Genomic DNA, 12,854 nt, shown 5'->3' with positions numbered 1-12,854 from the left:
TTTACTCTCGCTCCCTAGAGCCGGATGATTTCAGGTCTGTTCGACCCGAAATCTGAATCCGTCTCTAAATCAAAGAAGTAGAGCATGATGTCGTCCGAAAACCGCTTCACACTTTTCGGCATCATGCTCTAGCCTGCAATCAGATCGGGCAATTGCAGCATGTCCGCGAATATAAAGTCCGGTTCACTCGACGCAAGCCGCGCTTTCAAGGCCGGGTTGCCGGCGTGCGAACCGCCGGTGAAAGCAAAGACGCGCATGCCGGCCGCACGCGCCGCTGATATGCCAGCCGGGCTGTCCTCGATTACGATGCAATTACCGGGATGCGCGCCCATGGCGGCGGCGGCATGGAGAAAAAGATCCGGCGCCGGCTTGCCGCGCGCGACCATGGCGGCGCTGAACAGATGCGGCTCGAGCAGGCCGAGCAGACCGGTGACGTCGAGCGCGTAGCGTATCCGGTCGAGCGTGCCGGAGGACGCGACGCAGCAGGGCACGCCCAGCCTCGGCAGGATGTCGCCGATGCCGGGAATCGGCTTCAGCTCCTCGCGGAATTTGCGCATCAGTTCGACCCGCATGTCGGTAAGATGCACGTCGGTGATGTCGATGGTGAAATCGCGAAGAAGTATCTCGCGCACGCTCTTCATGCTCTTGCCGAGGAAATGCTCGTAGGCGGTATCTTCGCTGACCGAGCCCCCGGCGGCAGAGATCATGCCGAGCAGAGCCGAAACCGACAGCGCCTCGCTGTCGACCAGCACGCCGTCACAGTCGAAGATGACCAGTTCGGGCGTCATTGCGGCTGGCGTCAGAGCTTGCCGGAGATGTAGCGCGTCAGCGTCGCGCGCGTGCCATTCGCCCACAAGACGTTGAGCGCATGGGCAAAGGCCTCGGCGAACGGCGCCGAGCGGCCGACACCGCCATAGATATCCTCCATCGCAAGCCAGGCACCGGGCCTGTCCTTCGCCGCCTTCGCGCTTGCCTGCAGCCGGTCCCAGCTCGGGTCGTTGGCCTCGATGACCGCGCCGCTGTCGGTGGTGCCGAAACAGTAGCGGCACCACAGCGCCGACTCGAGCGCCAGACCCGCGACGCCTTTGCTGGCCTTCAGCCGGTCGGCAATGGTCGGGATGATGAATTTCGGCTGCCGGTTGGAACCGTCGAGGCAAAGCCGACGGATGGTGTCGCCGATCTTCGGGTTGGAAAAGCGGTGCTCGATGAGTTGGTAATAATCCTCCAGCACGGTGTCCGGCACCGGCGGCACGGTCGGGATGATCTCGTCATGCTCGAGCTTGGCGAGGAAGCCGCGCACCAGCGGCTCCTGCATCGCCTCATGGACGAAATGGATGTCCATCAACCCTGCGGGATAAGCGATCGTGGCATGACCGCCATTGAGGATGCGGATCTTCATCAGCTCATAGGGCGCGACATCCCTCACGAATTGCACACCGACCTTTTCCAGCGGCGGGCGGCCGTCGGTGAAATGATCCTCCAGCACCCATTGCCTGAACGGCTCGCAGAACACCGGCCAGTTGTCCTCAAGGCCGAACTCGGTGGCGAGAATGCCGCGCTCGCGGTCGGAGGTGGCGGGGGTGATGCGGTCGACCATGCCGTTGGGAAAGGCGACATTGTCGCTGACCCAGTTTGCCAGATCCTCATCGATCAGCCGGGCGAGGCCGATGACGCCATCCGAGGTGACATGGCCATTGTGAGGGATGTTGTCGCAGGACATGACGGTGAACGGCACGATGCCGTCGGCCCGGCGGCGTATCAGGCCCGCAAGGATGAGGCCGAACACCGTCTTCGGCGTCGTGCCTGCCTGTGCGTCGGCGACGATGTCGGGGTGGGTCGGGTTGAACTTGCCGGAGGCCGGATCGATGAAATAACCGCCTTCCGTGATGGTCAGCGAGACGATCTTGATCGCCGGATCGGCGAGCTGGTCGATGATGGCATCGGCATCGCCGGGCGTCAGGAAGTCGATCATAACGCCGGTGACGCGGGCGCTCATATGGTCGGAATCCTGCTCGACCACGGTGGTCAGCCAGTCCTGCTCCTGCAGCTTGGAACGGCCGATTTTTTCGCCCTCGAAGACCCCGGCGCCGACCAGCGCCCAGTCATGGCCGATGCCTGAATTGAAGAGATCGTCGAGGTAGACCGCCTGATGCGAGCGATGGAAATTGCCGACGCCGAAATGGACGATACCGGGTTTGAGCCTGGAGCGATCATATCTGGGACCGGCGACCTTGGCGGGGAGTTCCGAGAGGATCGAGGAGGAGAGTTTCACGGTCATTTTTTTACCCTTTTGGCCGGGCTGCGGCCTTCGTGATCCCGGCCCATCAACTCATCCATTGGCCGCCATCGACATTGTAGGTCTGGGCGACGATGTATTCGGCGTCGTCGCTGGCCAGGAAGACCGCCATGCCGGTCAGGTCCTCCGGCTTGCCCATGCGGCCATAGGGCACGCCCTCGCCGACCAGCCGCTTCTTCTCGCCCTTCGGCCGGTTCTCATATTTGGCAAACAGCGCATCGACCTCATCCCACATATCGCTGTCGACGACGCCGGGCGCGATGCCATTGACGTTGATGCGGTGCTTGATCAGGTCGAGCCCGGCGGACTGGGTCAGCGAAATCACCGCGGCCTTGGTGGCGCAATAGACGGCGACCAGCGGCTCGCCGCGGCGTCCTGCCTGGCTGGCGATGTTGATGATCTTGCCGCCCTTGCCCCTTGCGATCATCGAACGCGCCGCTGCCTGCAGCATGAACAAGGTGCCGGCGACGTTGACGGAGAACAATTTGTCGTAGCTCGCTTTGGTGATCTCGACGATCGGCGCCAGGTCGAACAAGGCAGCATTGTTGATCAGTATGTCGAGGCCGCCGGTCTTTTCGACCGCCTTGACCGCCGCCTGGATCGAAGCAAGGTCGCTGACGTCGAGCCTGACCGGATAGGCGTTGGCGCCAATCTCGGCGGCCGTCTTTTCGGCAGCCGCCAGATTGATGTCGGCAATGGCCACCGTGGCACCCTCGCGCGTATAGGCTTCGGCAAAAGCCCTGCCGATGCCGCGCGCGGATCCGGTGATCAGCGCCGATTTGCCCGTCAGTCTCACTGCGTCAGCGCCTTTCCATCGGGGCCGAAGCGATGCATCCGGACCTTGTCGGGCGTCAGGTAGATGGTGTCGCCGTGGCGTACGGCCAGTTCGCCATCGGCGCGTACCGTCAGCGGACCGACGCCGTCGGCCTGGACATGCAGGAAGGTGTCGGAGCCCAGATGCTCGGCGACGCCGACAAGGGCTTTCCAGTCGCCCGCCGTGGTCGATATCCCCATATGCTCGGGACGAATGCCGATGGTCTTGGCATTGTATTTGGCGGCCGGCGCACCTTCGATCAGGTTCATTTTCGGCGAACCGATGAAGCCCGCCACGAACAGGTTCTTCGGCGACTTGTAGAGTTCCATCGGCGAGCCGACCTGTTCGATGTTGCCGGCGTTGAGCACGACGATCTTGTCGGCCATGGTCATGGCTTCGATCTGGTCGTGGGTGACGTAGACCATCGTCGTCTTGAGCTGATGGTGGAGCTCGCTGATTTCGAGCCGCATGGTGCCGCGCAGTGCGGCATCGAGGTTGGACAGCGGCTCGTCGAACAGGAAGGCCGAGGGCTGGCGCACGATGGCGCGGCCGATGGCGACGCGTTGCCGCTGGCCGCCGGAGAGCTGGCCGGGCCGGCGTTCGAGATAGTTGGTGAGGTTGAGGACCCGGGCTGCGTCCTTCACCTTCTTGTCGATCGTCGCCACATCCTCGCCCGCCATCTTCAGCGGGAAGCCGATGTTCTTGGCCACCGTCATATGCGGATAGAGCGCATAGGACTGGAATACCATGGCCAGCTTGCGCTTGGCCGGCGCCTCGCCGGTGACGTCACGGCCATCGATGTTGATGGTGCCCCCGCTGGTGTCCTCGAGCCCGGCAATGAGGCGCAGCAACGTGGACTTGCCGCAACCCGACGGCCCGACGAAGACGACGAACTCGCCATTCTCGATGACGAGGTCGAGGCCTGGAATGATGACCGTCGATCCGAAATGCTTGGAGACGTTCTTGAGCGTGATGTTTCCCATGGTTTCCTCCCCGAGGGGTTATTTGGCCGGATTGCTTCAGGCAACGTCCGTTATTTTACCGCGCCGAATGTCAGGCCGCGCACCAGCTGCTTCTGGCTGAACCAGCCCATGATCAGGATGGGGGCGATGGCCAGCGTCGAGGCCGCCGAAAGCTTGGCCCAGAACAGGCCTTGCGGGCTCGAGAACGAACTGATGAAGGCCGTCAGCGGCGCCGCCTCGGTGGTGGTCAGGCGGATGGTCCAGAACGCTTCGTTCCACGCCAGGATGATGTTGAGCAGCATGGTCGATGCGATGCCCGGCACGGCCATGGGGGTCAGCACATAGACGATCTCGCCCCACAAGGTGGCGCCGTCCATGCGTGCCGCTTCCAGGATCTCGCCGGGGATTTCGCGGAAGTAGGTGTAGAGCATCCAGATCACGATGGGCAGGTTGATCAGCATCAGCATGATCATCAGGCCGATGCGGCTGTCGAGCAGTCCGGCATCGCGGAAGATGAGGTAGATCGGGAACAGCACGGCAACCGCCGGCATCATCTTGGTCGAGAGCATCCACATCAGGATGTCCTTGGTCCACTTGCCCGGCGAGAAGGCCATCGACCAGGCGGCCGGAACCGCGACTATCAGGGCCAGGATGGTCGAGCCGACCGAGAGCAGCACCGAGTTGAAGAAGAACTTGAAGTAGCCGCTCTGCGCCTGGACCTCGGTATAGCTCTCGAACGTCCCCGACGGGATCAGCGCGAAGCCCTGGATGGCCTCCTGCTCCGACTTGAACGAGGTGATGATCGTGTAGAGGATCGGGAAGAAGATCAGCAGCGCGACGATCCAGGCGGCGCCTGTCGCAATGACCTTGTGTTGGGTGGTGACTGCACGTGCCATCGTATCCTCCCTTACTTGTCCAGGTTCTTGCCGACCGCGCGCATGGCGAAGAAGGCGACGATGTTGGCGAGAATGACGGCGATGACACCGCCGGCCGATGCCTGGCCGATTTTGAACTCCAGCAATGCCTTCTGGTAGACGAGGAAGGGCAGGTTGGTGGAGGCATAGCCGGGTCCGCCATTGGTGGTGACCAGGATTTCGGCATAGACCGACAGCAGGAAGATGGTCTGGATCAGGATGACGACGGTGATGGCGCGCGACATGTGCGGCAGCGTCAGATAGATGAAGCGGCTGACGAAGCCAGCGCCGTCCATCTCGGCGGCTTCCTTCTGCTCGCCGTCGAGCGACTGCAGGGCGGTCAAAAGGATCAGCGTTGCGAAGGGCAGCCATTGCCAGGCGACGATGATGATGATGGCCAGCATCGGGTGCTGCCCGAACCAGTCGATTGGCTGAGCGCCGAAGAAGCGCGCAATGTCGGCAAAGACGCCGTATTGCGGGTGCATGATCATGTTCTTCCAGACAAGTGCAGCCACCGGCGGCATGACGAAGAACGGAGAGATGACGAGGATGCGCACGATCCCCTGTCCCCACATCGGCTGATCGATCAACAGCGCCAGCATGATGCCGCCGATCACGGTGATCAGCAGCACGCTGCCGACCAGGACGAGCGTGTTCAGGATCGATTGCAGGAATGCCGGGTTGGAATAGAACAGCGAGTAGTTCGAGAACCAGACGAAGCCGTCGCGGATCGGGTTCAGCGGATTGTATTGCTGGAAGGAGAACCAGAAGGTGATGACCAGCGGCACGATCATCCAGACGAACAGCAACACGACGGACGGCGCCATCATGAAGCGGGCAAGCGAACGGGTCTGCTGAGTAGCCATGACGGTCACCCTTCACTAGTCGGACTGAATTTTCACAGCGGGGAAAAAGCGGCCGCCCGAACTGGGACTCGGGCGGCCATCGCCGGTCAGGAGGCGACCGGCGTTCGGCACCGGGAGGAGCCTTACTTGATATAACCGCCTTCGGTCATGGTCGCCGTGGCGGCGTCCTGCGCCTGCTTGAGCGCGTCGTCTACGCTGGTCTGGCCGGCGAGCGCCGCCGAGAACAGCTGGCCAACGGTTGTGCCGAGGCCCTGGAACTCAGGAATGGCGACGAACTGCACACCGACATAGGGCACCGGCTTGACCGTCGGATGCGCCGGATCGGCGGCATTGATCGAGTCCAGCGTCATCTTGGCGAACGGGGCCGCCTTCTGGTACTCGGGATTGGCGTAGAGCGAGGAACGCGTTCCCGGAGGAACGTTGGCCCAGCCTTCCTTGGAAGCGACCAGTTCGGCATAGTGCTTGCTGGTCGCCCATGAGACGAACTTCTGGGCGGATTCCGCCTTCTGCGTGCCTGCGGGGATCGCCAGCGACCATGCCCAGAGCCAGTTGGCGCGCTTGCCGAGGCCATTGTCCGGCGCCAAAGCATAACCGACCTTGTCGGCCACCTTCGAGGCCTTCGGATCCGAGACGAAGGACGCCGCCACGGTGGCGTCGATCCACATGCCGCACTTGCCTTGCTGGAACAGAGCCAGATTCTCGTTGAAGCCGTTGGACGAAGCGCCTTCCGGACCGTCGGCCTTCATCAGGTCGACATAGAACTGCAGTGTGTTCTTCCATTCCGGTTGGTCGAACTGCGGCTTCCAGTTCTCGTCGAACCAGCGGGCGCCAAACGAGTTGGACATGGCCGTCAGGAACGCCGTGTTCTCGCCCCAGCCGGCCTTGCCGCGCAGGCATACGCCGTTCACGCCATTGGCGCGGTCGGTCATCTTGTCGGCCGCCTGCTTGATGAAGTCCCACGTCGGGGCATCGGGCATGGTCAGCCCGGCCTTCTCGATCAGGTCCTTGCGGTACATGACGAAGGAGCTTTCGCCGTAGAAGGGCGCGGCATAGAGCTTGCCGTCGACCGAGAGGCCGCCGGCGATGGCCGGGATGATGTCCTTGGCGTCATAGTCGTCGCCGAGCTTGTCGAGCGGCAACAGCCAGCTCTGCTTGGCCCAGATCGGAACCTCGTAGGTGCCGATCGTCATCACGTCATACTGGCCGCCCTTGGTTGCGATGTCGGTGGTGACGCGCTCGCGCAGCACGTTCTCTTCGAGCGTGACCCAGTTCAGCTGGATGTCGGGGTTCGCCTTGGTGAAGTCGTCCGTCAGCTTTTGCATGCGGACCATGTCGCCATTGTTGACCGTGGCGATGGTGATGGATTCGGCGTGTGCGGCAAAAGCGAAAGCGCTGGCCGACAACAAGCCCAGGGTGAGCGTGCGCAGTTTCATCAAATTCCTCCCATGAACCAAGATGAGCATTTGCCTTGGTAATGGGCAATTACTCACTTGGCATAAATTATGTCAAGCCAGATTCGATGCTGCAGCGCAGCACGCAAGGCGGAGCGCGGCGTTGCGCGCGTAGAGGATATTGAATGGATTTGGGAAGCTGTTTGCACGGGATGTGAGAGCGGGTTGATGCCGACCCATCGCAACCCAATCATGGCGCCAAGGGAGCGATAGGGCCCAGCCCGTCAGCCGTGGGACGGGTAGCTTCCGACGGAATATTCGAAAACCCTGCCGTCGCGTGTTTGCTTGGCTCTGGTCAGCACTTCCGTCACCTGGATCCAGCTGGGCTCGTCCTTGCGCAGCCTAACTTCCCGGCCGATTGCCTTCACGGCAGCTTGAAACGGCGTAAATGCTTCGATCACCTGCGTCGTGCGCACGGTGTTGTTTTCGATTTCTTCGACGCGATAGACTTTCATCAGCCGGCTGATCGACCCTGTTTCAATCTGCAGACGATTGATCCTGCTCAATTGGGTCGTCACAAGCACAAGCCTATGCCGGGCGAGTGATACCGACAGCGTTTTTGTCAAGCTTGGTTAACCGGGTGGCCCGATCGCAGCTGTTTGTCCGCGAAAGCGAGCATTCGTCGCGGATCCATGGCTCGCTTTGCATCTCGGAAATCAATCCGCGAGTCGCTCGCCCTCAGGCGCAGGCGATCTCGGCCAGGATCCAGTCCCGGAAGGCTTTTATCTTCGGCACGTTGCGACGCGCCGTCGGGTAGACCAGCCAATAGGCGTGGCCGTCGTCGCCGACCAGGTCGAAGGGCTGGATCAGGCGGCCGGCGGCGAGCTCGGTCTTGAACAATGCGGTGGTCAGGATCGCCACACCATGGCCGGCGATGGCCGCGTTCGCCTCATAGGCCTGCGCGCCCATGCTGGTGCCGGTGCGCCTGGCAAGTTCGTCCGCCGGAACGCCGGCAAGGGCGAACCATTCCCGCCACCAGATGTCGCCGGGATCGAGAATGGGCAGCTTGAACAGGTCGGCGGGTTCGTGGACGCCACCGATGGTGGCAGCGAGTGCCGGGCTCAGCACCGGGGTGAAATCGGCCTTGAACAAAAGATGGGTCTCCACTCCAGGCCACTTGCCGCTGCCGGAGCGGATAGCGATGTCCATGTCCTCGCGGGCAAAATCGATCACCCTGTTCGAGGTATCGACGCGCACCGCCAGCGACGGATGCGCGACCTGGAAGGAGCCGAGATGCTGCGCCAGCCAGTTCGAGGCAAAGGTCAGCAGCGTCGAGACACACAGCACACCATCGGCGCCCCCACGCGCGGCGGAATAGGCGCTTGAGAGCAGGCTGAACGCCTCGCTGACGGCGGGCGCCAGGCGCTGGCCGGGTTCCGTCAGCACAATCTGGCGCGGCTGGCGCAGGAACAGCGGCGAACCGATGCGCTCTTCCAGAAGCTTGATCTGGTAGCTGGCGGCGGCCTGCGTCATGCCGAGTTCCTGCGCGGCCTTGGTGAAGGAGAGATGCCGCGCGACGGCTTCGAACACCCTGATGGCCTGCAGCGGCGGCAACTGGGCGAGCTGTGGTGCCTTGAGATCGGGCATAAGCCCTCCTTATGGGTCTTGATCGACGTTTGATTGGAAGCCGGAGCCGATCAGACTGATATTTGGTGTCGAGGAACAATCCAGTTCGAGCATAGCGGAGGCTGAAGATCATGACCACGGTACAGGAAAAGCTGCATTCGGCCCCGGCGCGGAGCTGGTTTTCCGTGCTGGCGCACGAATTTTCCCTGCTGGTACGCCGCCGCCGCAGCTATGTCGACGTCAGGGAATTGTCGCCGCATCTGCAGCGCGACATGGGTTTCCTCGATGGAAATGATGTTTGCGGACGGCACAAATAGCAGTGCCGATTTTATCACCAGATCAGGCGCCGTCGAGTAGGGCCGTGGCGGTCCGCTCGTCGGTGATGAGGCCATTGACCAGCCGGCGGTTCACCGCAGCCAGGATGCCCGGCAATTTGCGTTCGCCCATGGCGAGTGCAATGACCAGCGACTTTTCGCGTGACGGCAAGGCTGCCGACGATACCCGGTCGTTGGTGATGCCCTCGATCATGCGGCCTTCCCGATCGAACACCCAGCCGACGATCTCGGCGACGCCGCCAGCCTTTTGCAACGCCTTCAGCTCGCTTTCCGAGATAAAACCGTCCTCGTAGAGCGGCGCCTTCGGGCCGAGATCGCCGATGCCGACAAAGGTCACGTCGGCTTCCGCGGCCAGCGCCAGCGTCGGTTGGATCATCGGCTGGGCAAGCAGCATCTCGCGCTCTTCCGGCGACGAGGCGATGACCGGCAGCGGCATCGGGAACGAGCGCGCCTTGACCCGGTCGGCCATGGTGAAGATGACGTTGTAGAAGGCGGCCGAACCGTCGGGCGAGATGTTGCCGGTCAAGGACACAACCTTGTGCTGCGAGCATTCCATCGGCGGCAATTGCTCGATCGCCGCCTTCAGCGTGCGGCCGGTGCCGATGGCCAAGACGATGGGCGTCGGTGACCGCAGCCGCCGCTCGATCTCGGCCGCGGCCGCCTCGGCAATGCCGATCGTGGTCGAGGATGAGGTTGGATCGCTCGGCACCACTTCGACGAGGTCGAGCGCGAAGCGTGACTTCAGTCTAGCTGCGAGATCAAGGCAATTGGCGATCGGGTGATCGACGCGAACCTTGATCAGCCCCTCCGACACCGCCAGCGACACCAGCCGCTGCGCCGTCTGCCGGGAAATGCCGAGCGTGGCGGCGATCTGGTCCTGGGTGTTGCCGGCAACATAATAAAGCCAGCCGGCGCGCGCTGCCTCGTCCAGCCTGCTGCTGCCGCCATCTTGCCGCGAATTCAAAATGTGCCTCCAGCCCTGCCCCTTTGCGCGCCCTTGGGCGAAGCGTCGTAGTCTTGCAGGGAATGTGTCGGCGCGCAATTGTTCAATCGGGAAGACAATTGCTTGCTGCTTCGATCCGGCCGCCGCGCGGCAACCAACCCAGCGAAAATCGCCAGCGGACGGGCTCGGCGGTTTATCTCCTGATACAAACGCTTTAAGGGGATCGGCAAAGGAGCCTCGCATGACGCCGAAAGCGGTTTTCTGGGATATGGACGGCACGCTGGTCGACAGCGAGCCGCTGCACGAGGCGGCCTTGGTGGCGGCGCTGCGCAGCGTCGGTATCACGCCGCCGGCCGACCTGCATGAGCGGGTGCTGGGCGTCGCCGCCGCACCGGTCTACGAGATGCTGCGCAGCGAGTTCGGCCTCGACCTGCCCTTCGACGACTGGATCGTGCGCAAATACGATCACTACATGCCGATGGCCGAGACGCTGAAGCCGCGCCCCGGCGCGATCGAAGTGTTCAACGAGTTGCGCGCGCTCGGCGTGCAGCAGGCGGTGGTGTCCAATTCCGACCGGGTGATCGTCGATGCAAATCTGAGCGCCGTCGGCCTGATCTATCCCGGCATGCGCACGATCAGCCGAAACGACGTGCGCGAAGGCAAGCCGCATCCCGAACCGTTCCTGCGCGCCGCGTGGCTGGCCGGCGTCGATCCTTCAGACGCGGTGGCCGTCGACGACAGCGTTACCGGCGCCACATCAGGCCTGGCCGCGGGGATGCGGACGATCTTCTGGCCGGAAGCGCCGATGGCAGGACCGAAGGGCGCTGTCGTGATCAACAGTGCGGAAGAGTTGCGGGCTCAGTTGGGACTCTGAGTGAGCCTATGAACGTCGGCGCTGCCCCTCATCCTCCCTTCAGCTTGGCCATGCATTGTCTAATGTTGCGCTGGTCGACCCCCGTCTCGGCTTCGCCGAGCCACCCTGCCGGGGCGAGCCACGGGTCTCGCCCGTCCTTCGGACCCCCCGATCGACGGGGTAGAGGAAAGGCGCCAAGCTTTTTGCCGTCAAACGCTCGTCCAGAAAGGCTCCCTTCCTTCCCTCCGGAGGGGGAAAGGTGGCGCTGCGAAGCAGCGACGGATTGGGGGAACCACCTGGCAATCAACCTTACGCCGATCAGTCATAACAAATCACAGAAGGTGAGTGCGTAGCGTAAACGAGAGAAGCACGGATGGTCGCTTAGCTGCGGTACACCGGCTCCTCCTCGTCGAGGATCGCCTTCAGCTCGGCGAGATGGCGCTCCGCCTGGCCGGGATAGTCGTCCATTTCGCTGGCGGTCTTTTCGGCAATGGCGTCGGAGAGCGTGCGCAGCGGACGGCCGGTCCACAGCGCCTTGATGTAGGTCTCGGCGGCACGCTCGAAATAGAACATGCGGTTGAAGGCGTCGGCAACGGTGTCGCCGATGACCATGACGCCGTGATTGCCCATCACCATCACTTTGACTTTCGGGTCGGTGAGCAGTTGCGAGCAGCGCTCGCCTTCCTCCTCGAAGGCCAGCCCGCCATAGTGGGCATCGACGACGTGGCGGTTGAAGAACATGGCCGAGTTCTGGTCGATCGGCGGCAGAGTCGAGTCGGCCAGCGATGCAAGCACAGTGGCATGAATGGAATGCACATGCATGGCGCAGCGCGCATGCGGCACGTTGCGGTGAATGGCGCCGTGCAGACCCCAGGCGGTCGGGTCGGGCGCATTCGGGCCGGACAATGTCTCGGGATCGTTGGCGTCGATCAGCAAAAGGTCGCTCGCCTTGATGCGCGAGAAATGCACCTGGTTGGGGTTCATCAGGAATTTGCTGCCGGCCTCGTTGACCGACAGCGAGAAGTGGTTGGCCACGGCTTCATGCATGTTGAGCCGCGCCGTCCAGCGGAAGGCGGCGGCAAGGTCGACGCGCTCCTCATAATAGGGCAGGTTGGTCAGCGGCTCTTTCTGCAAACGGGCGATGCTCATCAAAAAATCCTCCATTTCCCCGAGAATGCCGCGCCCAATGCCGACCAGCAACCGGTAAGTACTGGGTCAGGCCGCCGAGCGGGCCGACTGCAGCCCGCCATGTTCGACGATGAAGTCGATGACTTCCTGCAGTCCCTTGCCGCGCGATAGATCGGTGAAGCCGAACGGGCGCTTGCCCCGCATTCGGGCGGCGTCGCTCTCCATGACATCGAGGTTGACGTTTACATAGGGCGCCAGATCGCTCTTGTTGATGACCAGGAAATCGGAACGGGTGATCGCCGGCCCGCCCTTCCTGGGGATTTCCTCGCCCTGGCAAACCGAGATGACATAGAGGGTCAGGTCGGCAAGGTCCGGCGAGAAGGTGGCGGCAAGATTGTCGCCGCCGGATTCGATGAAGACGATGTCGAGATCGGGGAATTTCCTGTTCAGTCCGGCGATCGCCTGCAAATTGATCGAGGCGTCCTCACGGATGGCGGTGTGCGGGCAGCCGCCGGTCTCCACGCCGACGATGCGGTCCTCAGGCAGCGCCTGCAGGCGGGCCAGCATCATGGCGTCTTCCTTGGTGTAGATGTCGTTGGTGACGACGGCGATGGAGAAATCGTCGCGCAGCGCCTTGCAGAGCTTTTCGGTGAGCGTCGTCTTGCCGGAGCCGACGGGACCGCCGATGCCGATACGCAGGGGACCGTTTGCCTGAGTCATACCGAA

General features: G+C 62.6%; 14 protein-coding genes. 2 read left to right on the top strand and 12 right to left on the bottom strand.

The annotated features are described in order from the left end of the window. Nucleotides 1-128 precede the first annotated feature (128 nt). The 9 genes from NKH54_RS04435 to NKH54_RS04395 all read right to left on the bottom strand — a co-directional run bounded on the left by NKH54_RS04435 (nt 129) and on the right by NKH54_RS04395 (nt 8,890). Entirely contained in the window at nt 129-788 is a 660-nt protein-coding gene (locus tag NKH54_RS04435; protein WP_023736919.1) for an HAD family hydrolase, read from the bottom strand. 11 nt (nt 789-799) lie between these two features. Next, nucleotides 800-2,278 carry a mannitol dehydrogenase family protein gene (locus NKH54_RS04430; RefSeq protein WP_023736920.1) on the bottom strand — a complete coding sequence of 493 codons (1,479 nt, stop codon included), beginning with the start codon at nt 2,276-2,278 and terminating at the stop codon, nt 800-802. A 46-nt stretch (nt 2,279-2,324) separates the two neighbouring features. After that, a complete protein-coding gene (locus tag NKH54_RS04425) occupies nt 2,325-3,092 on the bottom strand; it encodes an L-iditol 2-dehydrogenase (RefSeq protein WP_023736921.1) in 768 nt (255 codons plus the stop codon). Next, nucleotides 3,089-4,093 (bottom strand): ABC transporter ATP-binding protein, encoded by a 1,005-nt coding sequence (locus NKH54_RS04420; RefSeq protein WP_023689168.1) that lies wholly within the window; start codon nt 4,091-4,093, stop codon nt 3,089-3,091. Before NKH54_RS04420 ends, NKH54_RS04425 begins: the two co-directional genes overlap by 4 nt. Nucleotides 4,094-4,143: 50 nt before the next feature. Then, entirely contained in the window at nt 4,144-4,968 is an 825-nt protein-coding gene (locus tag NKH54_RS04415; protein ID WP_023671250.1) for a carbohydrate ABC transporter permease, read from the bottom strand. Nucleotides 4,969-4,979: 11 nt separating this feature from the next. Next, nucleotides 4,980-5,852 carry a carbohydrate ABC transporter permease gene (locus NKH54_RS04410; protein WP_023711367.1) on the bottom strand — a complete coding sequence of 291 codons (873 nt, stop codon included), beginning with the start codon at nt 5,850-5,852 and terminating at the stop codon, nt 4,980-4,982. Nucleotides 5,853-5,974: 122 nt separating this feature from the next. After that, nucleotides 5,975-7,285, bottom strand: coding sequence for an ABC transporter substrate-binding protein (locus NKH54_RS04405; RefSeq protein WP_023746514.1), 1,311 nt, complete (start codon nt 7,283-7,285; stop codon nt 5,975-5,977). 242 nt (nt 7,286-7,527) lie between these two features. Next, on the bottom strand, nt 7,528-7,869 hold the full coding sequence (locus NKH54_RS04400) for a hypothetical protein (RefSeq protein ID WP_353027762.1): 342 nt from the start codon (nt 7,867-7,869) through the stop codon (nt 7,528-7,530). 112 nt (nt 7,870-7,981) lie between these two features. After that, nucleotides 7,982-8,890, bottom strand: coding sequence for a LysR substrate-binding domain-containing protein (locus NKH54_RS04395; RefSeq protein ID WP_023671245.1), 909 nt, complete (start codon nt 8,888-8,890; stop codon nt 7,982-7,984). Nucleotides 8,891-9,000: 110 nt separating this feature from the next. On the opposite strand from NKH54_RS04395, the gene NKH54_RS04390 reads away from it, so the two are divergent. Then, nucleotides 9,001-9,186 carry a hypothetical protein gene (locus NKH54_RS04390; protein WP_023732685.1) on the top strand — a complete coding sequence of 62 codons (186 nt, stop codon included), beginning with the start codon at nt 9,001-9,003 and terminating at the stop codon, nt 9,184-9,186. A 22-nt stretch (nt 9,187-9,208) separates the two neighbouring features. Here NKH54_RS04390 and NKH54_RS04385 read toward each other — a convergent pair whose 3' ends face one another. Further along, nucleotides 9,209-10,168: a sugar-binding transcriptional regulator gene (locus NKH54_RS04385; protein WP_023689163.1), complete on the bottom strand. Its 960-nt coding sequence runs from the start codon at nt 10,166-10,168 to the stop codon at nt 9,209-9,211. A 220-nt stretch (nt 10,169-10,388) separates the two neighbouring features. Here NKH54_RS04385 and NKH54_RS04380 point away from each other — a divergent pair, with 220 nt between their 5' ends. After that, on the top strand, nt 10,389-11,021 hold the full coding sequence (locus tag NKH54_RS04380; protein ID WP_023671242.1) for an HAD family hydrolase: 633 nt from the start codon (nt 10,389-10,391) through the stop codon (nt 11,019-11,021). 360 nt (nt 11,022-11,381) lie between these two features. Here the strand turns inward: NKH54_RS04380 and NKH54_RS04375 are convergent, their stop codons facing one another. Continuing rightward, nucleotides 11,382-12,149 carry a class II aldolase and adducin N-terminal domain-containing protein gene (locus tag NKH54_RS04375; protein ID WP_023711372.1) on the bottom strand — a complete coding sequence of 256 codons (768 nt, stop codon included), beginning with the start codon at nt 12,147-12,149 and terminating at the stop codon, nt 11,382-11,384. Between the two features lie 66 nt (nt 12,150-12,215). Next, on the bottom strand, nt 12,216-12,848 hold the full coding sequence (ureG, locus tag NKH54_RS04370) for an urease accessory protein UreG (protein ID WP_023671240.1): 633 nt from the start codon (nt 12,846-12,848) through the stop codon (nt 12,216-12,218). Nucleotides 12,849-12,854 lie beyond the last annotated feature (6 nt).

The organism is Mesorhizobium sp. M1004, assembly GCF_040318795.1.
Taxonomy (GTDB): domain Bacteria; phylum Pseudomonadota; class Alphaproteobacteria; order Rhizobiales; family Rhizobiaceae; genus Mesorhizobium.
The sequence above is the reverse complement of the archived record's forward strand: the minus strand, read 5'-3'. Positions and strand labels throughout refer to the sequence as shown.